Source organism: Nostoc mirabile CHAB5784 (genome assembly GCF_020829645.1).
Lineage (GTDB): Bacteria > Cyanobacteriota > Cyanobacteriia > Cyanobacteriales > Nostocaceae > Nostoc > Nostoc mirabile.
In genome coordinates this window covers 1-18,880 of sequence record NZ_JAIVFS010000044.1, presented here as the reverse complement: position 1 = coordinate 18,880, position 18,880 = coordinate 1, and the positions used below count along the sequence as shown (strand labels likewise).

Annotated in this window: 18 protein-coding genes and 3 pseudogenes; 10 read left to right on the top strand and 11 right to left on the bottom strand. The window is 43.0% G+C overall.

What is annotated here, in order from left to right; translation table 11 throughout:
- Positions 1 to 33 precede the first annotated feature (33 nt).
- The 3 genes from LC653_RS24695 to LC653_RS24690 all read right to left on the bottom strand — a co-directional run bounded on the left by LC653_RS24695 (position 34) and on the right by LC653_RS24690 (position 2,022).
- A complete protein-coding gene (locus tag LC653_RS24695) occupies positions 34 to 894 on the bottom strand; it encodes a phycobilisome linker polypeptide (protein WP_229497358.1) in 861 nt (286 codons plus the stop codon).
- Positions 895 to 1,582: 688 nt separating this feature from the next.
- The gene (locus tag LC653_RS47460) at positions 1,583 to 1,678 is read right to left on the bottom strand and encodes a hypothetical protein (protein ID WP_372478221.1); all 96 of its coding nucleotides are present in this window, start codon (positions 1,676 to 1,678) and stop codon (positions 1,583 to 1,585) included.
- A 5-nt stretch (positions 1,679 to 1,683) separates the two neighbouring features.
- Entirely contained in the window at positions 1,684 to 2,022 is a 339-nt protein-coding gene (locus tag LC653_RS24690; RefSeq protein WP_229497357.1) for a hypothetical protein, read from the bottom strand.
- Here LC653_RS24690 and LC653_RS24685 point away from each other — a divergent pair.
- Entirely contained in the window at positions 2,007 to 2,237 is a 231-nt protein-coding gene (locus tag LC653_RS24685; RefSeq protein WP_229497356.1) for a hypothetical protein, read from the top strand. The genes LC653_RS24690 and LC653_RS24685 overlap by 16 nt on opposite strands.
- Before the next feature lie 73 nt (positions 2,238 to 2,310).
- On the opposite strand, the gene LC653_RS24680 is transcribed toward LC653_RS24685, so the two are convergent.
- Positions 2,311 to 2,970, bottom strand: a complete 660-nt coding sequence (locus tag LC653_RS24680) for a HEAT repeat domain-containing protein (protein ID WP_229497355.1) — start codon at positions 2,968 to 2,970, stop codon at positions 2,311 to 2,313.
- A 345-nt stretch (positions 2,971 to 3,315) separates the two neighbouring features.
- On the opposite strand from LC653_RS24680, the gene LC653_RS24675 reads away from it, so the two are divergent.
- Entirely contained in the window at positions 3,316 to 3,471 is a 156-nt protein-coding gene (locus LC653_RS24675) for a hypothetical protein (protein ID WP_229497354.1), read from the top strand.
- Between the two features lie 475 nt (positions 3,472 to 3,946).
- Here LC653_RS24675 and LC653_RS47970 read toward each other — a convergent pair.
- The 3 genes and pseudogenes from LC653_RS47970 to LC653_RS24660 form a co-directional block, all read right to left on the bottom strand.
- A pseudogene (locus tag LC653_RS47970) lies at positions 3,947 to 4,246 on the bottom strand (efflux RND transporter periplasmic adaptor subunit); the annotation flags it as partial.
- Between the two features lie 188 nt (positions 4,247 to 4,434).
- Positions 4,435 to 4,638: pseudogene (locus tag LC653_RS47965) on the bottom strand (efflux RND transporter periplasmic adaptor subunit); the annotation flags it as partial.
- A gap of 116 nt (positions 4,639 to 4,754) precedes the next feature.
- On the bottom strand, positions 4,755 to 5,144 hold the full coding sequence (locus LC653_RS24660) for a hypothetical protein (protein WP_229497353.1): 390 nt from the start codon (positions 5,142 to 5,144) through the stop codon (positions 4,755 to 4,757).
- Positions 5,145 to 5,230: 86 nt separating this feature from the next.
- Between LC653_RS24660 and LC653_RS24655 the strand changes: the two genes are divergently transcribed.
- The 6 genes from LC653_RS24655 (at position 5,231) to LC653_RS24630 (ending at position 11,520) form a co-directional block, all read left to right on the top strand.
- Positions 5,231 to 5,908, top strand: a complete 678-nt coding sequence (locus LC653_RS24655; protein WP_229497352.1) for a response regulator transcription factor — start codon at positions 5,231 to 5,233, stop codon at positions 5,906 to 5,908.
- Positions 5,909 to 6,101: 193 nt separating this feature from the next.
- Entirely contained in the window at positions 6,102 to 7,376 is a 1,275-nt protein-coding gene (locus LC653_RS24650; RefSeq protein WP_229497351.1) for a sensor histidine kinase, read from the top strand.
- Between the two features lie 653 nt (positions 7,377 to 8,029).
- Positions 8,030 to 9,061 carry a FecCD family ABC transporter permease gene (locus LC653_RS24645; RefSeq protein WP_229497350.1) on the top strand — a complete coding sequence of 344 codons (1,032 nt, stop codon included), beginning with the start codon at positions 8,030 to 8,032 and terminating at the stop codon, positions 9,059 to 9,061.
- Positions 9,058 to 10,098: a FecCD family ABC transporter permease gene (locus LC653_RS24640; protein WP_229497349.1), complete on the top strand. Its 1,041-nt coding sequence runs from the start codon at positions 9,058 to 9,060 to the stop codon at positions 10,096 to 10,098. The genes LC653_RS24645 and LC653_RS24640 overlap by 4 nt, the downstream gene beginning before the upstream one ends.
- Positions 10,099 to 10,313: 215 nt before the next feature.
- A complete protein-coding gene (locus LC653_RS24635; RefSeq protein ID WP_229497392.1) occupies positions 10,314 to 11,123 on the top strand; it encodes an ABC transporter ATP-binding protein in 810 nt (269 codons plus the stop codon).
- A 235-nt stretch (positions 11,124 to 11,358) separates the two neighbouring features.
- Entirely contained in the window at positions 11,359 to 11,520 is a 162-nt protein-coding gene (locus LC653_RS24630; RefSeq protein WP_229497348.1) for a hypothetical protein, read from the top strand.
- Here LC653_RS24630 and LC653_RS24625 read toward each other — a convergent pair.
- From LC653_RS24625 to LC653_RS24615, 3 genes are all read right to left on the bottom strand, one after another.
- Positions 11,509 to 12,303: an ABC transporter permease gene (locus tag LC653_RS24625; RefSeq protein WP_229497347.1), complete on the bottom strand. Its 795-nt coding sequence runs from the start codon at positions 12,301 to 12,303 to the stop codon at positions 11,509 to 11,511. The two genes, LC653_RS24630 and LC653_RS24625, sit on opposite strands and share 12 nt — an antisense overlap.
- Positions 12,303 to 12,992 carry an ABC transporter ATP-binding protein gene (locus LC653_RS24620; protein ID WP_229497346.1) on the bottom strand — a complete coding sequence of 230 codons (690 nt, stop codon included), beginning with the start codon at positions 12,990 to 12,992 and terminating at the stop codon, positions 12,303 to 12,305. The genes LC653_RS24625 and LC653_RS24620 overlap by 1 nt, the downstream gene beginning before the upstream one ends.
- 131 nt (positions 12,993 to 13,123) lie before the next feature.
- Positions 13,124 to 15,229 carry an acylase gene (locus LC653_RS24615; RefSeq protein WP_229497345.1) on the bottom strand — a complete coding sequence of 702 codons (2,106 nt, stop codon included), beginning with the start codon at positions 15,227 to 15,229 and terminating at the stop codon, positions 13,124 to 13,126.
- 932 nt (positions 15,230 to 16,161) lie between these two features.
- Here LC653_RS24615 and LC653_RS24610 point away from each other — a divergent pair.
- Positions 16,162 to 16,671: an RNA-guided endonuclease TnpB family protein gene (locus LC653_RS24610; RefSeq protein ID WP_229497344.1), complete on the top strand. Its 510-nt coding sequence runs from the start codon at positions 16,162 to 16,164 to the stop codon at positions 16,669 to 16,671.
- A gap of 105 nt (positions 16,672 to 16,776) precedes the next feature.
- Complete coding sequence (locus LC653_RS24605; protein ID WP_229497343.1) at positions 16,777 to 18,588, top strand: ABC transporter ATP-binding protein; 1,812 nt, start codon at positions 16,777 to 16,779, stop codon at positions 18,586 to 18,588.
- A gap of 109 nt (positions 18,589 to 18,697) precedes the next feature.
- Here LC653_RS24605 and LC653_RS24600 read toward each other — a convergent pair.
- Positions 18,698 to 18,880 (bottom strand): annotated as a pseudogene (locus LC653_RS24600) (IS4 family transposase); the annotation flags it as partial.

Here is an 18,880-nt window from a genome sequence, read left to right as displayed (position 1 = left end):
ATGCTCCTCAATTTTTTAAGTTTGCACCTGAATTTATACAGCAGTGATACTTGCTATCACACCGCCCTGCTGGTGAATCCGCTGATACTCTTGAGAGAGCTTTTCGTATGACACCAGAAAGACTTGGTTGGAACGGCGAAACTTGGAAATACTATTGAAGGTTTTGGCACGATAACCTGTGACTTCAATGCGGTAAACTTTACCACTAGCACTAGCATCGACTCCATGACGAGTACGGGCACCAGTGGGAGGTGGAGAGAAGGTTGCCCCAGCACTAGCAGGTGAAATTACTGCTGTGGGTGTGCCTTGAATTACTAATGAATTTAGCTTGGGAGCCTTGCCCGACAGGTCACCCTTTAGGCTGCTGCTAGAAGCACCCCGCACCAATTGGAAGGTGTGAGTAAATTGCACCATGCTCTGAAGAGCTTCGGTTTTGTAGCCTCGGATATAAGGCACAAAGTTTTCCCCAAAGATAGACTGATACTCATCACTATCGAGATAAGAATCGATCTCAGCTTCAAACCCTTGAGTATCAAGAATGGTGCTGTGTGCCCGCATTTCTTCTAAATCCAGCGGTGGACGACCCAGCAGATGGCGGAAGTTGAGTTCGATCGCCCGGTAGCGGGCACAACTGGTGAAAAAGCGAGAACGATAGAGTTCAGATTTAGCCACTGCTCTGACAAACTCGCGGACGCTCAATTCACCCCGCTTAAACTGGGATTCGGGCACAGTGAGCCGCTCACTTTCCATCACATAGGCATTGCCCAATACTTGCCGATAGACTGCCCGAATGATTGTTTCTGCTTCTTCTTGTGAGCGACCTGGCATCCACTCAACGGGAGGGGTTTCATCAAATAGACTTACTCCCAGGCGGGAAGCTGGTCCAAATGTCATTAATTGTTTCTCCTGTTAACGAAAGTTTAAGAAAATTGTTTCAATTTATAAAGAAATTTCAGATTGCTCACCCAGGTCAATCAAATCGCTGGATTAATTTGTTGAAAGTCAAATTGCCAGCTTCTAGTAAGCATGGAGGTTGTAAATTCCTAAATGCTCAAGCTTTTTAGGCGTTTTATACGCTTTGTTATGATCATTTTCTTATGAGCGCGTAACGATAAACATCAAGATTTGTAAATTTTGATCAAATGAGAGGATTTTGCACTCAGTTTGCACAAACGATTCTTATGTCATGGGGTATTGGGCATTTGTTAAGAGGAAACAGGGAACACTTCGACATGGTTCGACTCCGCTCACCAGCCGTTCAATGCATCGCAGGGTACAGGCATTCGTGAGAGGTTAAGGTCAGATACCATTTGTCAATAAGCACTCTTTACTTAAAATATTGCTGAAAATCGGGGTTGGAAACAGAATTTTTAAGCAGGCGATGCCTACGGTAAATGCTTGCCTACGCGTCACAAAGAGGAAAAGGGGCAGGGGGCAGGGAGCAGGGGGGAGAACCCCATACATTTTCTTTTCATAGGAAGTCCTCAAGCCCCGAAAAAACGTGACTTTTTCCACAGCCTAATTCTCAATAGCTTTAAATTAATGAAAATAGCTAACGGAAAAATCAGGGCTTGGAAAATCCTTAAAATGGCCTGTCACCAATAAAATTGGTGGCATTCACCTGGGCGCCCATTTTCACTAGATGTTGCACAATATCTGTTTGACCACGCCGCGCCATTGTCATCAGCACAGTCTCCCCATAGGGATTGCGATCGCAGATACTAGCACCACGACACGATCCAGCAGCAACAAAACAATGTTGCGGCGATCGCTTTCTGCGGCAAACATCAAAGTGATAGTTTTCCACTGAATGGAGCCATTACCTAATCCTTTGTGTCGTCTACTTTTACTAGGGCTATCAATACTTGGGGGTATTTCCGACTGTTCGGCATCGTTACTAGGGCTATTTTCGATATCCCCCAGTAATATGTTTTTACTAGGGCTAGGCACAACACCCAGTAATGTCCTTAATTTGACGGCATTCTGATGCAATTTGTGAAACGGTGATGCCCCTTGAGTCATCAAAACTAATAGCGCTACTTTTGGCTATTCCGGTAGAAGCTAGGCTGTGGTATTTATCTGAGTTATTTGGTCAGAGGCCAGGAATTAGCCTGCGATCGCTGATTGCTGAAGCACCTCCAGAAGAACAAGCTGAAGTTTTACGACTAATTGCTGATATTTTTGTGAATAACAGCCGTGAGGCTACAGCTCCAGTGCAGTTACTTAAAGCTTTATAACTCACCGTTCGCAATAGGATTTGACTAAAACTCGTAAGTGTAGGTGCTTTTTTTGAATTAGCCACCCTGCTCCTCAAGAGATTAAATTTTCCATTGCCGCCCCCACCACCCGATGATCGGCATCCTGTCTCAGTTGCGCCAAGGCTTCCTTGGCTTCAGGAGTATTAAAGTGCTTGAGGGCATAAGCAACTCGTACCCGAATATATTCAGACTCAGAATTTTTCAAGTTTAGAAGTTGGGACAAAGCTACCTCAGACTGACGGGAAGTCGCCAATGATCCCAGCGCATCTACAGATGCTTCCTGGACTGCGGGATCGTCACCTTCTAGCCCCAGAATACAAACCTCTACAACTTTTTCAGGGCAATCCATTTCTGCCAAAGCTGCCAAAATACTGCGACGTACCAACCAGTGATCGTCTCGTAAAAATATTTGCACCAGATGAGAGGCTGAAATTCTGCCAAACAAGGACAGGGAATTAGACGCTTCTGCGCGGACATTGGGGGTGTTATCAAATTTCATAATTTGCAACAGGGCAGCGAAGGATTCTGAGGTTCTTAGCTTACCTAACTCCCTAGCAACAAAGGTTCGCACCAGAAACTCTGGGTCTTGGATATGGCGGTTGAGCAAAGGAAAAGCGATATCAGCCGGATAATCTTGCAGGGCAGAGATCGCCTTCAGGCGGTATTGAAAATCCGAGTTTTGCAGATCGGTTTCGATTTGACTGAGATCCATAGAATTGACAATCTAAAATTAAATTACAGTTTTAAACCCTTTTCAAAGCCATTCAGGAATGGGAAAGCGTTCTCCTTTTAAGTAAGCATAAGGCTCAAAACGGGTCGAGGTATTTTCAGTTTCGCTTGGAGTTGATAGCGTACTAGACGATAGACTGTCTTATATTTGACTTCTACATTCCATTCCTGCTTGAGCCACTCTACGATTTCCTTATAGCTACTGAACCCCTCAGGGCATTCAAGTTTCTCCTCCAGCCGCGATCGCATTTCTGTTGTAATCTTGGGAGTTGCTCGCCTGTGATGTTTTCACCTCTAATAATTTTCTTAGTCCCCCTTGCCGATACTTTTGTCTCCTTCGTTTGGTGAATCTGCAACAGCAAAAGCTAGCACCCCAGACCCAGAAATTGAAGAACTTATTGAAGAAATTGACTTAGAGTATATCACTGAGGATTTACCAAAAGTTATTTATCTTATCAATGCACCAAGGAATTGGTCGTCTTAAAGAGATTTGCCTCTGTTTAAGAACCTTTGCTCGATCCGATATTTCATCTAAGGTAGAATTTCAAATTCACGAAGGAATTGATAGTACCTTAATGCTATTAAAACATCGACATTAGGGGTCAAGTGGGGTACATAAAATTAATAGAGCAAATATACCCTAAGTATAATCTATATGTAACCTATGTAGGGGTTAAATGTTGTAAAAACTCCAATTTTTTTGGGGGGGGTTATATGGGTAATACATAGGGCATACATAGCACCCATAAACAATACTCTTTTTTGGCGCCAACGAACGGCGGTTTCAATAAAATTCATATTAATTCGTAATTCAGAAAGTCATATTTAAACTGGGTTTGCAGTATTTTGAACAAGAAAGGGTTAAAAGAGAAAGGGAAAAGGAAAATCTATACCTCTGATTCTTCCTCTTTAACCGGCTTCTGCAAGAAGTCTATGGAAGTGTAGGTACAACCTATGTTTTAAGTTGGATCAACTATCTTTACAGGCGCACCATCTTGCAATCCATCACCGCCACGTAGCACAATGCGTTGACCGATGCGTAAAGTGGGATGATAAATTGTGACATTTTTACCCATGTCAGAAACCATCTCGACTGGAATTTGTTTAGCTTTGCCCTCAGCAACTGCAAAAACTAGCCACTCGTTTTGCCTTCTGGTTAATGCATCTCGTGACACCACAAAGCTAGAGCGGTTCGAGGGCATATTTAGGTTGCCTGCGATCGCCATTCCTGGTATTAATCCTGACGGGGTTTGGTGAAGAAGGCAGAAGGCAGGAGGCTCAGTTGGCACTTATGGTGCAATATGGTGGGGGCTTCTAACCCACCACCAATTGCTTGCCACCTGTGGCAGAGATTTTGGTGGGGGACTTAAACCCTTGCTCCGCAACGGTTACGCCAGAAGTTCGAGAGCATAGACCTTCTGCCTTCTGCCCTCGAACTTCTGCCTTTCTTGTTAATTTGGACACGCACACGCTGGCGACGGAAAGCTGTATCGGCAGAAGGGACTACAGCAGTGATGGTGGCGCGTTGTTTCCATTGCGGTAGGGCGCGAGTTGTAAGATCGATTGTCATACCTGGGGTTACAGAACCACTGAGTTATTCAGGTAACTCTAGGAAAATATCGAAGCGATCGCCTGTTTGAAAGTGAACAATGAATAGTCAAATGTTCGCTATCAACAGTCAATTATTTAGATAAAAGTAAAATTACGTTACTTTTCTTGTAGTTTATTAGATAAATATGACAAAGAAGTGTCAAGGTTAATCAGTTGTCATTTGTCATTCGACTCAACTATTAGTTCTTTAACGCGATCGCGCGGTAAGCCTAACTCCTGACTAAGAGCGGCTTCAAGTTTGCTTATATCTGTGATTGGAAATTCAAATACTATCGTTGTGAGAACTGAGTTATTTGTTTTAACGTTCACCCGTGAAATTCCTTTTTGGGGAAGAATTTCCACTTTGATCGCTACTATTCTTTTCCTAATCTGTCGTGCCGATTGGGTATCTGCTAGCAGATATTTCTTGGTGAGGTTGGAACGACTTAAAATCTGATCTCCGACAAAATTGCTCCCCAGCCAAAAAACTAACCCAATCAACGGCAAGGACAACCAAAACACAAAGCCTAATGATCGCAACGCTTGAAAAAGTTGGAGCTGCTGCATGAAAGGTATAAGGTTGAGTGTTTCCCGTCACTTTTACCTTAATCTAAAATTAGCAAACAAAAATTACGGCAACCTGAGCAAATAGGATGTTGATCTTACTAGTCGAAGATGACCCATCGCAGTTAGAGCCACTGCGGGCAGCGTTATTGAAGGTGGGGCATACAGTCGATGCGATCGCTGATGGAGAAACAGCACAATGGTTTGCCTTTCGCAAAGACTATGACTTGCTGATTTTAGATTGGATGTTGCCCAAAGTGAGTGGCGTAGAATTGTGTCAAGTATATCGACAAGCAGGTAAGCTGGCTCCTGTATTGATGCTGACGGCGAAAGACACGGTTTTAGATAAGGTAATGGGTTTAGATGCTGGAGCCGATGATTACTTGGTAAAGCCTGTGGATGTCCTGGAGTTATTGGCACGAGTCCGGGCACTAGGACGGCGATCGCCTATGTGGCAAGGAGATATACTTAGCTTGGGCGATTTGCAACTTCATTTATCCAGTTTGACGCTCGAACTTGGTTCGTTGACAACTCAACTTTCTAGCCGGGAGTTTCAATTGATGGAGTATTTAATGCGTCATCCCCGCCAAGTATTATCTCATAGCCAGATTGAGCAAGCCCTTTGGAGCTGCGGAGAGGAACCAGAAAGTAACGCCGTTACTACCTTGGTTCGCCGCTTGCGCCAGCGCCTACAAACCATTGGTGTGAAAGATTGGATAGAAACAGTACATCGGATGGGCTATCGAATAAATCCGCCAAATTTGTAAACCGTCAAACGGAGGTAGGGGGCAGGGAGCAGGGGGCAGGGGGCAGGGGGCAGGGGGCAGGGGGCAGGGGGCAGGGGGCAGGGGATGAAAAAGTAATGACTAATGACTAATGACTAATGACTAATGACTAATGACTAATGACTAATGACTAATGACTAATGACTAATGACTAATGACTAATGACTAATGACTAATGTTTGATCGTAGCCGTCGTAATCTTGCTCACTGGTTTGCCCTATCAATGGGTGGAATTTTGTTCGCTTTTGCAGGGGTGGGCTATTGTCTGAGTGTAGAAGAACAGTTGCGGGTTTTTGACGACGAACTCTTTTCACAAAGTAAAGCCTTTGCCGTCAAAACCCAATACTCGCTTTATCAAAGTCAATGGCAAAATCAGCGCGGCCAGACTCCTGTAGAAAGCGGTGTATCGTTGAATGGCGGGTTAATGTACGCGCGGTGGTATAACTCTAATAAACAACTTTTGCAGTTTATCGGTTCATCGGGTGGCAAACAGTTGACCGCAGAACCTGGATTTAAAACGTTAGAAACACCAATAGGCTCAGAGTCATCTACTACAAGAACCTGGGTTCGCCAAGTTACACTTCCTGTTTTGGAAGGTAAGGTGCTGATTGGCTACTTCCAAACGGCGGCTCCAATGAACTCTTTACGCGTTGGGCTAAATCAAGCCCGCTTGTTTTTAACTTTCGGGGTTCCCGTGACCTTTGGTGTAATAGGCATTACAGGTTGGTTTTTGGGCGGATTGGCAATGCGACCAAGCCTTCGTGCTTATCAGCAATTGCAGCGATTTACAGCCGATGCTTCTCATGAACTACGTACACCCGTTGCTACGATATTGAGCAATGCCCAAGTTGCCCTGATACCCCCCGAAGACCCCTTGGAGCAAAGATTGCGGTTGCAAAATATCGCCCAAACTGCTAAGTCTATGAGTACGCTGATCAATGATCTGCTTTTTTTGTCGCGTCATGATGGTTCCCTTGCGGAAACCGGATTAAAACCCGTTGATTTGTGTGAGATATTGCGATCGCTTGCCCAGGAATTCGCAGCCCTTGCTCCTGCCCAAAGTCTCAATTTCAATGCTCACCTTCCAGAGCATTCCATCATGTTAAAAGCCGATGCTAATTTGCTCAAACAAGCTGTGATTAATCTTCTGACTAATGCCTTCAAGTATACACCAGCAGACGGTAAGGTAGAATTACATCTTTTTACCCAGTCTCACTATGCGGTAATTCAGGTCAAAGACAACGGGATTGGGATTCCGTCCACTGATTTGCCATATATATTTGATCGTTTTTATCGTGTAGATACTGTCCGATCTCGGCAAACAGGCGGCTTTGGACTTGGACTTGCGATCGCTCAACAAATTGTGCAACGATACGGAGGGCAAATTACTGTAAATAGTATGCTAGGTCAAGGCTCCACTTTTCAAATTAGCCTTCCCCTGAAACTTTGACAAAAATAATTCAAAATGTTTTTCGCTTTCGGCTAGGAAGAGAACTTGAGATAGCGGTTCAGTCCTAAGTTTATAAAATTGAAAACATCTTAATTAGCTCAAGAAAGTTTAGATTTGATTTTTGAAAAAGCTCGGTACAACTCGAAAAGCCTAATTCCTTATTCCCTACTCCCCACTACTTCGGCTTCGCTCAGTACAAGTCCCTACTCCCCGCCTATCGCGCTTGCGCTTCTCTGCGAGACGCTTCTCTACGAGAGGCTCCGCCAACGCGAATGCACACCACGTAGATAATTTCAAAAATCAAATACGATTCCTATATCTTGGTTTATATTATATTATTTTATCTTATAAGTTGAAAAATAATTGCAATAAGTTTAAAGTAATATCTTAATTTACCATGTAATACCACTTCTTTTTAAGCCTGCGCTTAATTTCACCCCCTATAGTCCCCTCTTAGTAAGGGAGGCGGGAGTTAAATATAGTGCAGCTTCACAGAGGAAGGGTATAATACCTAAAAAATAGTGATCCAAAACTAGTATATTTGGTTACTTTTTTTTCAAGTTAATAGCCAAAAATTTTATCAAATTATCAAAAATTATTATCAATTTAATGGCTAATAAACAGTTAACTGTTGAGAGAGTACATAAATAGCAATGATAAAAGCGTCCACAACGTCGCCTAGAGAATGGAAAAAGCCTCAAATATCACCCTTAGCTGGTCTGGTTTTGGGGCTGGTTATCTTGTTGATTTGCTTGGTATACAGTGTCACGCTAGGTGCAGCAGAAATACCTCTAGAAGAGATTTTGGCATCCTTTGTCATCTTTGACGGTTCATACCAACACTTAGTTATTCAGACAGTGAGATTACCGCGATCGCTCATTGCTATACTTGTAGGTTCAGCCTTGGCAGTCTCTGGAGCCTTAATGCAAGGTTTGACACGCAACCCCTTAGCAGAACCAGGGATTTTAGGTATTCAGTCGGGGGCTGCATTGGCTGTAGTAGCCACGATTTTTATTTTTGGCAGTTCGAACTTGAGTATTTTAACCATTGTGGCCTTTTTGGGTGCAGGAGCCACAGCGATGTTAGTCTACTTCCTTGGTTCTCTAGGAAAAGGAGGGCCTACACCATTGAATCTCACAGTAGCAGGCGCGGCACTCACAGCTCTGATTTCTTCCCTGACCACTGCTATCCTTATCGTCAGTCAACGCACCTTAGAAGAAATTAGATTTTGGTTAGCAGGTTCACTGGCTGGGCGCGATATCAATATGTTCTTGCAAGCACTGCCCTTCGTCGCCCTTGGATTAGTCGTTGCTTTTGCCCTTGGTAGACAAATTACTACCATGAGTCTCGGTGAAGATATAGCAAAAGGCTTAGGTCAACAGACAGCTTGGGTGAAAATCATCACGGCTATTAGCGTTGTTTTACTGGCGGGAAGTTCCGTATCTATTGCCGGGCCAATCGGCTTTATTGGCTTAGTTGTTCCCCATATCGTGAGATTTTTCATCTTTGCTGATTACCGTTGGATTTTGCCTTATTCTGCAGTGGTGGGTGCAATTTTACTTTTGGTTGCAGATGTTGCGGCGCGTATATTACTCAAACCCCAGGAATTACCTGTGGGTGTGATGACAGCACTCGTTGGCGCACCCTTTTTTGTGTACCTGGCTAAATCAAAGGTGAAGAAATGAAGTTGGATTGGCTAGTCATTCGTTCCGAGGCGATATCTTTTCGCATAGACAGACGTGTACCACTGATGCTGTTATGTTTGGCAGTAGTGATTATAGTGGCGATGGTGATGAATGTGGCCAAAGGTGAATATCCCATCTCACCTTTGGATATCGTCAAAACTGTCTTAAATTTAGATACAGGCAACCCAGACCATGCTTTTGTGATTCACAACCTGCGTCTACCCCGCACCCTTGTAGCTTTTATGGTAGGCATAGCGTTTGCTATTTCTGGCACTATCTTTCAAGGTCTAACGCGCAATCCTTTAGCTGACCCTGGTATTATTGGCATCAATGCTGGGGCGAGTTTAGCAGCAGTGACAGTAATTGTCCTACTTCCATCAGCACCGATTTACACATTGCCTGTTTCAGCCTTTGCTGGGGCAATGCTTATGGCTGTTTTAATTTACTCGCTGGCTTGGAATAATGGTAGTTCGCCGATTCTATTAATTTTAATGGGTATTGGCTTGTCTGCGATCGCCAGTGCATTCACCAGCTTGATGATTACCTTTGGGAATATTTATGACGTTAGTAATGCTTTGGTTTGGTTAGCTGGCAGTGTCTACGGACGCACTTGGGAGCAAGTCTTCTCCTTCTTACCTTGGTTGATTGTTTTCGTACCGATGGCGTTGACATTGGCAAGACATTTGAACGCCTTAAATTTAGGAGATGATGTCGCCAAAGGTCTAGGTACTCGCGTGGAATGGGAGCGCGGTTTACTAGTGCTTGTGGGTGTAGCTTTAGCCGGTGCAGGAGTCGCCACTGCGGGAATGATTGGTTTTGTTGGGTTAATTGCACCCCATTTAGGACGACAGTTGGTAGGTACAAATCATGAAGGGTTAATTCCCACCTCGGCACTGTTGGGAGGAGTGATTGTTGTAGTCGCAGACTTGCTGGGAAGAACGCTGTTTGCACCTATCGAACTTCCTTGTGGCGTGGTGACTGCTGCTATCGGCGCTCCTTATTTTCTGTTTTTGTTAATTCGTAACCGGAAAAAATAAGGGACGAATCAATTCAAAATGACGCTCTCTTCTTACGCTCTTGCTAGCTTGCAACTCTTACAGAGTACGCGGACTCGCTCATAGCGTTGCCATGCCGTTGGCGGAGCCTAAGAAGAGAAGGCTTTACGCTGCGCTAACAAAATTCAAACATTTTAGAATTCTCGCTCCTATCCTTCTGCCTTCTGTGTTCTTCAAGATTCAAAATGGTATCAACTATGAAAGGATTATCAACCAAAAGTCTGTCTTTAGCTTATGGTGGTGTGCCAATTATTAAAGATTTAAATTTGGCCATTCCTACCGGACAAATTAGTGCTTTAGTTGGTGCTAATGGTTGCGGTAAATCAACTTTGTTAAGAGGTCTGGCCAGACTTCTCAAACCAGAACACGGTACAGTATATCTTGACAGCACCTCAATTTTTAAGCTTTCCACCAAGGAAGTAGCGCAGCAGTTGGGAATTTTACCTCAAGGGCCAGCAGCACCGGAAGGGTTAACAGTCAAAGATTTGGTCGCACAAGGACGTTACCCTTATCAAAATTGGTTGCAGCAGTGGTCAGCTAAAGATGAAAAAATCGTGCAGCAGGCACTCTTAATTACAAATTTACTGGAGTTGGCAGATAGAGCATTAGATACTTTGTCTGGTGGACAACGACAGCGAGCTTGGATTGCAATGACACTAGCACAGGATACAGATATTTTGCTTTTGGATGAGCCGACTACTTTTTTGGATTTGGCACACCAGATAGAGATTTTAGATTTGTTGTATGAGTTGAACCAAAGTCAGGGAAGGACGATTGTCATGGTATTGCATGACTTAAATCAGGCGTGCCGTTATGCTGATTATCTGATTGCTGTCAAAGATGGTCGAATTTTTGCTGCTGGAGAACCAAAGCTAGTGATGAGCGAGCAAATGGTACAAGAGGTTTTTGAGTTAGAGTGCCGTATTATTCCTGACCCGATTCTGGGAACGCCAATGTGTGTACCGATAGGACGTAAGGGACTTCCAAGAAATAAATTATCCAAATGAACGTAGACGCGGAGCGGCTTGCCGCAGGCTACCACTCCAGACGCAGAGAACACAGAGAGGGAAGAAATAGAGAAGATTTTTGCGTCAGTTTTGGGATATTTTTTTATTTGGAAGTCCCTAAGGGAAAGTTAACTGACTCGTAAACAAACAGTTTTTCTTCAAAATTCTAAATAGAGTTAGGGACTTCCAAAGAAAAATTAATCAACAAAAACCAAGAATCCATGCTTTAGCAATAATGATTATCATTCTATTTATTGGTGATTTTATTTTTTGGAAGTCCCTTATTCTGCGTGCGGATTTTATTGTCCTATTAGATAAAGGACAGTTAAAAATGCAAGGTGTTCTAGAGGAAATGCAAGTTATGTCTGGAGAAGATTTAGATTTTTTAACTCCTTAATATCGAATGTGTAAACTGATGATTTCGATTAAACAGAGCCAGAAAAGCTAGAGTAACAACGCCCATTGTGGCGATCGCTGTTCCTGATGCCTGTGCAAAAATAATCACAATCTGGTAACGTATGGCATCATTAGGACTAGCCCCAGCGAGAATTTGGCCGGTCATCATTCCCGGTAGGCTAACCACTCCCATCACCATCATTGAATTTATAGTAGGAATCATTCCTGTTCTCAGGGCTTCTTTAATAGTTTGATGTGCAGCTTCCCAACGAGTTGCACCCAGAGCCAGTAGCGCCTCTATTTCTCCCCGACGACTGGTCAAGTCTTCCATAAACCGATCTAAACTCAAAGACGTACCTGTGAGGGCATTACCCAACACCATACCCAAAAGGGGAATGAGATACTGAGGCTCGTACCAGGGTTGTACACGCAAAATACCGCTAACTATTATCCCTGTGACTAAAAAGGAACCACTCAAAAGCGAAATAAAATTATTCCAATAAATACTTGCAAACCTTCTACGTGTACGGTTAACACTAGATACAGCAGCTATAACCGTCATACCCAAAGCCAAAAGTATTATCAATACAGGGTTGCTGAGAGTAAATACCCACTGCAATATATATCCGACTAGTAACAACTGCACTACCATTCGTAGCGAGGCTATCCCTAGACTTTGCTCTAGCCCCAACTGTAAGCCCAAGGAAAGCCCTATATTGATCAGAATAAACAAAGTCGCTAAAGCCAGTTGTCCGTAACTAATCTGGATATAATTGGTTTCCATCAGTCGTTTTCCTTGAAGGTAATTTGGCGGTTGGTAATGCGTTCCAATTGGGTAGAATCATGACTTGTCCAGAGATATGCCCGTTGTGGGTCTTCATTTTGCCAAGCTGCAACTAAAGCCTCCAAACTTTGAGCAGTTCCAGCATCGAGTGAGGCAGTTGGTTCATCTAGTAGCAGTATAGAAGGTGAAAGTTGCAAAGCTCGTAGAAAGGCGACTATCTGCGCTTCCCCACCGGAAAGAGCGCTAACCGGACGCTGTAAAAAGTCAGCCGTTTTATGTAAAAGATGCAGATAGTTTAGAATCAACTGACCGTTGTAAGCTAGATGGCGGTGAACTGCTAATCGATAAACTTGTTGGAGATTTTGCTTTACAGTTCCTTCCCAAAGGGCTGGTCGTTGTTGCAAATAGATAATTTGGGAACGATACCTGGGCATAAAGTGGGAATTCATCGGCTGTCCCTGAAAAATAATTTGTCCTGCTTCTACTGGATCAAGACCAGCTAATGCTCGTAGCAGCAAGCTTTTACCAGAGCCAGAAGCACCTACTACCGCTACTCCCTCCCCTGGAGATAATTGAAAACTTAGGTTACTCCAGATCCACTGATTCTGAAGTTTTCGACCTAAGTTTTCTACGCAAAGAATAGGGGTGTTGGGAGACAGTTCTAGCTTAGTAATCTGGCTTGTGGTCATTTGATTGAGAATGGGGAGTCGGGAGTCGGGAGTGGTGTAGTTAAATTACTTGAAAAGCGCTGTAATTAAACCCAAGAACCCTAGCCTGCTAAAGCTACGCTTTATCCAGTGCTAGAAGCAGACTATTGACCTCAGAATATTTTACGTTCTTCTAGATGGGCAAGAATATCTGAGCGATCGCGCCACACAGTTCGCAACTTTTGGTTAGCGAACATCTGTAACTGGTCGCTAATGTGGGGCGATCCAGGTTGAGATGCATTACCGTAGCTGGTGAGTGCCATTGCTCGTACAGGGTTAGAAAATTCAATTGCAGCCACATAAGAATCACCTGCAACGCCTTGGAACTGACCATTTTCTCCAGGAGCAAAATTCAGTACCCGAAAAATTCCCAGTTCCCCATCCCCACCATTACCAGGCAAATCCACATCAGCCAACCGTAGCCGAAAAACATCTCCCCATGCCACATCGATCGCCCCATAAGCCTTTTCCACCTTAGCTGCTACTGCTTCCAATGTTGCAACTGCACTTTTAGGATTAGCTAACCCATCGGGTGTAGTCCGTGGGGAGTTTTCACTCCAAGGTTTACGAAACGTCTTATCTAAGTCCATTTCTTGAACCCAAAAGGCAAATAGTACCGCCCCTCGACTATCGGCATTGGCTTGGTGATCCCAGGCTTCTAGGACACTAGCTGCTTTGCGCCCTAAGTCTTGACCATACTTGCGTGCAGCCGGAATTAAATCATCCAAAATCCGATCAGCCAGTTCCATGCGGGTAGAGTGCTTATATGCAACCATCTCATCAAAAGAGATTTTGTCATCTTCAGCCAACATCCTTACAGAACCTTGTGAGCGGAAATCCATGAAACGAGGTGCCATGTAAGGTGGGTAATTATCTGCTTTAATGGCGGCTGGAAATGTAGTAGTCCAAGGCGGGTCATTGGTATTTTGTAGCCAACCGCTCTTGGGGTCAACTATGCGCGGTAAATCTTGGTAAGGATGAATTTTTGTCCACAAGGTTTTAGATGTATCGCCAGGAATGACGCCTTGCCAATATGCAAAATCTCCTTGAGAACGCACCGGAACTTGACCGTTGAATAGGTGCATGATATGCCCTTCTCTATCTGCATACATCACCGTAAACATCGATAGTTGCAAGCGCTTGAGTGCGGTTTCAAACTTCTTGAGATTTTGGGAACGTGCCATATCCCACCACTGCTGGAGTACACCTGGTCGGTCAAGACCTGCAACTCTCAGGGCTACGGCTTTACCATTTTTCTCGGCGACTACTGGCCCGTGAATAGAACTTTTTACTACTAATGGTTGCTCTTGCAAGGAGCCATCTTTCTGCTTCACCTTTAGGGAGAGGGTTTTGGTTTGGAATTTACGAACTTTGTCATCAAAGCGGTAACCATTACCTGCCAGTGTGAGTTCATACAAATCCCAACCATCATAGGTGTTAACGGTGTGAGTCCAGCCTAAGTTGTTGTTAAAGGCGATCGCCAATACGGGAATACCCACAAGTGTTGCCCCATAAGCATCAATTCCTGGTGCAGTGATTTGAGCTTCATACCACAAAAATAAATCTGACCAAGGTAGGTGTGGGTTGGCTAACAACATGGCCTTCCCACTGGCAGTATGAGTTGGTGCGATCGCCCAACCATTAGATCCTGCTTGCAGCTTTTGTTTGCTCAGATCGAATACTGACTGTGGATTCACTACAAAAGTGAAATTGAGTACCCGATGTAAATGAGCCATGACATCTTCTGCCTTGACTGGTAGCACCACTTCAAAGCGATCGTCAATCAAGTTAGGATTTTGTTTTGCATAAGCATTGATCCCAGCAGCAAAAGCATCAAGATAACTGCGAAAAGTTGGACTCTGTGCTTTGTACCAAGAACTAGCGCGTTCTGGTACTCCCATAGTCTGTACCCAACGATCTGACTCCAGGTATTCTTCTCCCCAGTATTCAGCTGCGCGTCCCCGTGCTTGACCATAGAGACGCAAAAGTAAATCTCCATGACTTTGCGTTTGTGCCCAACCAAAGGCATAAAATGCACTCCGGTCATTTTTACCATAGATGTGCGGCACACCAAACTTATCCCATAATATCTCTGTAGATTTTGTTGTTACAGCTATAGTCTGGCTTCCTACCAATAAAATCAGTATCAAACTGAGTATGAAGGGTAAGATGCGTATTGATTTTCTTTTGTAAGCCCTGAGTAAAATATCGATCCTCATTAACACTACCATGTGCAGATGTAACGCCTGGTGACTGAAACTGCTATTGGTCACAAGGCAAAGCGGCACACAAGTGACTTTGACAAAGCAAATTCAGGTCGATCTAACAATACCACTTTATTGAGAAATAATATCAAACCTGAAACGGTATCTTTATTCCTTTTAAAAATGGGTAAATGGCTAGATAATAATGTAATCTATATATTTGAACACTTACTGGGCTTAGGAGGCAATAAACAACGGTAAAGAAAGGTCTTTGAGTTGTACCTAGCTTTGCAAAAATCAAATAGGAGTCCTATATCAGGAAAGATTATCAACTTAATGCTTAAAAAGCTGTGAAATATTGAAAGTGCCAATTTACCAAGTCATCCGTGCCGAGAAAGCCCCTAAATTCCATTTATGGGGGTTAGGAAAAGAGCGAATTTATTCGCAGTGAAAGTGAAATTGTTTAAGTTTTTGTGATATTATTACGTCAGCGAGTTAGACGTAATAATGCTAGTACTTGAGGCAAAACTAGAAGGATTGAACGAGCAATACGGAAGGCTGGATGAAGCTATTCGTGTTAATCGTCTCTGGAGACATCGACCTCTGCATGGGTGGGGAAACTCCTCTGGGTAAGCCGAGTCGTGGAAAGAGAAAATCTAAGAAGGCAACTTCTTAGAATCCCCGCCATTTATGGCGCTTGGTGGATGTCAAAACCTCTTTCATCTATTGGAACCACAATTCGATATAGGCATAAAATCTTATCTTGTTACTAGTAGCAGTGAAGTCGTAGACAATCCCAAATATCATAGAACTCAGTCAAGGAAGCTGCGTAAGGCACATAAAAAACTATCCCCAGTGTAAAAGGTACAGACGCGATTAATCGCGTCTGTAGCAATAGAGTCAAAGCGAAAATCAAGCTAGCTCGTACCTACGAACGGATTACGAATTTGAGAGATGACTTTCTGCACAAGCTCATCACGAGCCTAATCAAAGAAAACAGTGTTATTTGTATCGAGGATTTGGCTGTCTCTAACATGGTGAAGAATCATAAATTAGCTTTGAGCCTGGCTGATAGCGCAGCGTTAGCGAGTCTTCGAGCGTCTGCTTCTTGGTCTAAGTTTGTGGAAATGTTGGAATACAAAGCTTTATGGCACGATAGGCTTGTGCAAAAAGTTAGTACATTTTACCCATCATCTCAAACTTTTATCAAAAGTGGTTTCATTAACCCGCAAGTCAAAGATTTAAAGCTACGTGAATGGTCTTGTCCTACTTGCAGTAATTACAACTTGAGAGACAATAATGCCGCTTTAAATATACTGGGAGAGGGATTGAGATTAATAGCAAAAAGCCCCGTGCGGGGGTTCCAAGAGTTGAGGGGACTTTTCAAGACAGCCGCCGTGGGTATCCCGGAGGCTCTAAACGCCTGTGGAGAACTTGTAAGCCCTGAAGTAATTTAGGCACAGATCATTGAAGCAGGAATCACGCGACTTCAAGTCGTGTGAGGTTCAATTCTACTAAAGACATAGCTCTCATCAACCACGTAACTACAAACAATAATAATTGTGACAATAACATCAAAACCTCCTAGAGTATCCAACAAGGGTAGGAATTCAGCCCATCCTTTACAACGTTTGCTAAACTATGGAAGCCAATATCGCCAAAAAATTTGGCAGGCAACATTATTTTCTATCATCAATACGATTTTAGACTTAGCACCACCGTGGTTAATTGGTATTGCAGTAGATATTCTCGTGGAGCAGCAAAATTCTGTATTTGCTAAGTTGGGTGTAAAAGATATAATCTGGCAATTTTTACTGCTTTCATTTGCCACCATAATTATCTGGATATTAGAATCAGCTTCTGAGTATGCATATAGTACACTTTGGCGTAATTTAGCCCAAGATATCCAGCATGATTTACGTTTAGATACCTACAATCATGTACAAGAATTAGATTCAGCTTACTTTGAAGAAAGCAGTACTGGTGGTTTGATGTCAATTTTAAATGATGATATCAACCAACTCGAAGATTTTTTGAATTTTGGAGCCAATCAGATTATCAATATAATCACCTCAATGATCATTTTAATTGGTGGTAGTTTATTGATTTTGCCTTTCTCTATAACCTTGGCAGCAATGTTGCCAATACCATTTATTATTTGGGGTTCCTTTACTTATCAAAAACGTCTAGAAGCTCGTTATGCTGAGGTGCGGGAAAGGGTAAGCTTTCTGAACTCACGACTAGCAAATAATCTCAGTGGTATTACCACAATTAAAAGTTTCACTGCTGAAGCTTATGAAAGCGCTAGATTTGCAGGAGAAAGTGAAGCTTATAGAAAAAGTAACACCAAAGCAATTAAACTTTCGGCTGCATTTGTACCCTTAATTAGAATGCTAGTTTTAATAGGGTTTACAGCCTTATTATTTTGGGGAGGTATGGCGACTTATGCTGGGAAGATATCCATTGGTAATTACAGTGTTTTACTTGTTTTAGTACAGAGATTGTTGTGGCCATTCGTAGAATTAGGAGAAATATTTGACAAATATCAAAGGTCAATGGCTTCTACCAATCGTGTCATGAATTTATTAGATGCTCCCATCAACATTATTACAGGAGATAAATTTTTACCGATCAATGGAGTACGTGGGGAAATTGACTTCAAACAAATCACTTTTGCGTATCCAACTAGAGAGCCAGTAGTTAAAAAGCTATCCTTGCATATACCCGCAGGCAAAACAATCGCTATTGTTGGTTCTACAGGTTCCGGTAAAAGTACTTTAGTGAAATTATTATTGCGATTTTATGATATTTCTTCAGGAAAAATTACTATTGATGGTATTGATATCCAAAACTTAAATTTAGGTGATTTGCGTCGCAGTATTGGCTTGGTGAGTCAGGATGTATTCTTATTTCATGGTACCGTTGGTGAAAATATCGCTTATGGTACTTTTGATGCTAGGGATGAACAAATAATTGCAGCTGCAAAAATTGCCGAAGCCCATGATTTTATTATCCGGCTACCCCAAGGCTATGAGACAATAGTTGGAGAACGTGGACAAAAATTATCTGGTGGACAACGCCAAAGAATTGCGATCGCCAGAGCTGTTTTGAAGAATCCACCAATTTTGATTTTAGATGAAGCTACATCAGCTGTAGATAATGAAACTGAAGCCGCGATTCAGCGTTCTTTAGAACGGATTACTGTAAATCGAACCACAATTGCGATCGCTCATCGTCTTTCCACTATCCGCAATGCTGATTGCATTTATGTGATGGAATATGGGGAGTTGGTTGAGTCGGGAACCCATGAGGAATTGTTGGATAAGAATAGGATTTATGCGAGTTTATGGCAGGTGCAATCCGGGGTTAAATGATTTAGTTGAAGAATTGAAGGAGGCAGGAGGCTCAGTTGGCAGAAGGTTTTACCTCAGTTGAGGATCAGGGCAAACGCATCTAAATTACCTTACGGGGGGACAAAAAGGGCTAGGATGCAGATAGAATAAGCCTCATAGCTCTCTGTCCTTGTTGGTAGTACTTACGCTTATTAGGACTTAATCTCAATAATTCGGTGACTAACTCATAGGAACTTTCTGTGAAATTGACCCAATTATGGCCATATAACCCAATATAAAAACTACTATGTCGTCGAACAATCCGCTTAGATTC

What these genes read in the sequence shown, in the direction of transcription:
- LC653_RS24650 (WP_229497351.1), top strand. Translation starts at nt 6,102, where the DNA reads ATGTTTGATCGTAGCCGTCGTAATCTTGCTCACTGGTTTGCCCTATCA.
- LC653_RS24615 (WP_229497345.1), bottom strand. Translation starts at nt 15,229, where the DNA reads ATGAGGATCGATATTTTACTCAGGGCTTACAAAAGAAAATCAATACGC.
- LC653_RS24655 (WP_229497352.1), top strand. Translation starts at nt 5,231, where the DNA reads ATGTTGATCTTACTAGTCGAAGATGACCCATCGCAGTTAGAGCCACTG.
- LC653_RS24625 (WP_229497347.1), bottom strand. Translation starts at nt 12,303, where the DNA reads ATGGAAACCAATTATATCCAGATTAGTTACGGACAACTGGCTTTAGCG.
- LC653_RS47460 (WP_372478221.1), bottom strand. Translation starts at nt 1,678, where the DNA reads ATGGCGCGGCGTGGTCAAACAGATATTGTGCAACATCTAGTGAAAATG.
- LC653_RS24660 (WP_229497353.1), bottom strand. Translation starts at nt 5,144, where the DNA reads ATGCAGCAGCTCCAACTTTTTCAAGCGTTGCGATCATTAGGCTTTGTG.
- LC653_RS24690 (WP_229497357.1), bottom strand. Translation starts at nt 2,022, where the DNA reads ATGACTCAAGGGGCATCACCGTTTCACAAATTGCATCAGAATGCCGTC.
- LC653_RS24685 (WP_229497356.1), top strand. Translation starts at nt 2,007, where the DNA reads ATGCCCCTTGAGTCATCAAAACTAATAGCGCTACTTTTGGCTATTCCG.
- LC653_RS24640 (WP_229497349.1), top strand. Translation starts at nt 9,058, where the DNA reads ATGAAGTTGGATTGGCTAGTCATTCGTTCCGAGGCGATATCTTTTCGC.
- LC653_RS24680 (WP_229497355.1), bottom strand. Translation starts at nt 2,970, where the DNA reads ATGGATCTCAGTCAAATCGAAACCGATCTGCAAAACTCGGATTTTCAA.
- LC653_RS24695 (WP_229497358.1), bottom strand. Translation starts at nt 894, where the DNA reads ATGACATTTGGACCAGCTTCCCGCCTGGGAGTAAGTCTATTTGATGAA.
- LC653_RS24630 (WP_229497348.1), top strand. Translation starts at nt 11,359, where the DNA reads ATGATTATCATTCTATTTATTGGTGATTTTATTTTTTGGAAGTCCCTT.
- LC653_RS24620 (WP_229497346.1), bottom strand. Translation starts at nt 12,992, where the DNA reads ATGACCACAAGCCAGATTACTAAGCTAGAACTGTCTCCCAACACCCCT.
- LC653_RS24635 (WP_229497392.1), top strand. Translation starts at nt 10,314, where the DNA reads ATGAAAGGATTATCAACCAAAAGTCTGTCTTTAGCTTATGGTGGTGTG.
- LC653_RS24645 (WP_229497350.1), top strand. Translation starts at nt 8,030, where the DNA reads ATGATAAAAGCGTCCACAACGTCGCCTAGAGAATGGAAAAAGCCTCAA.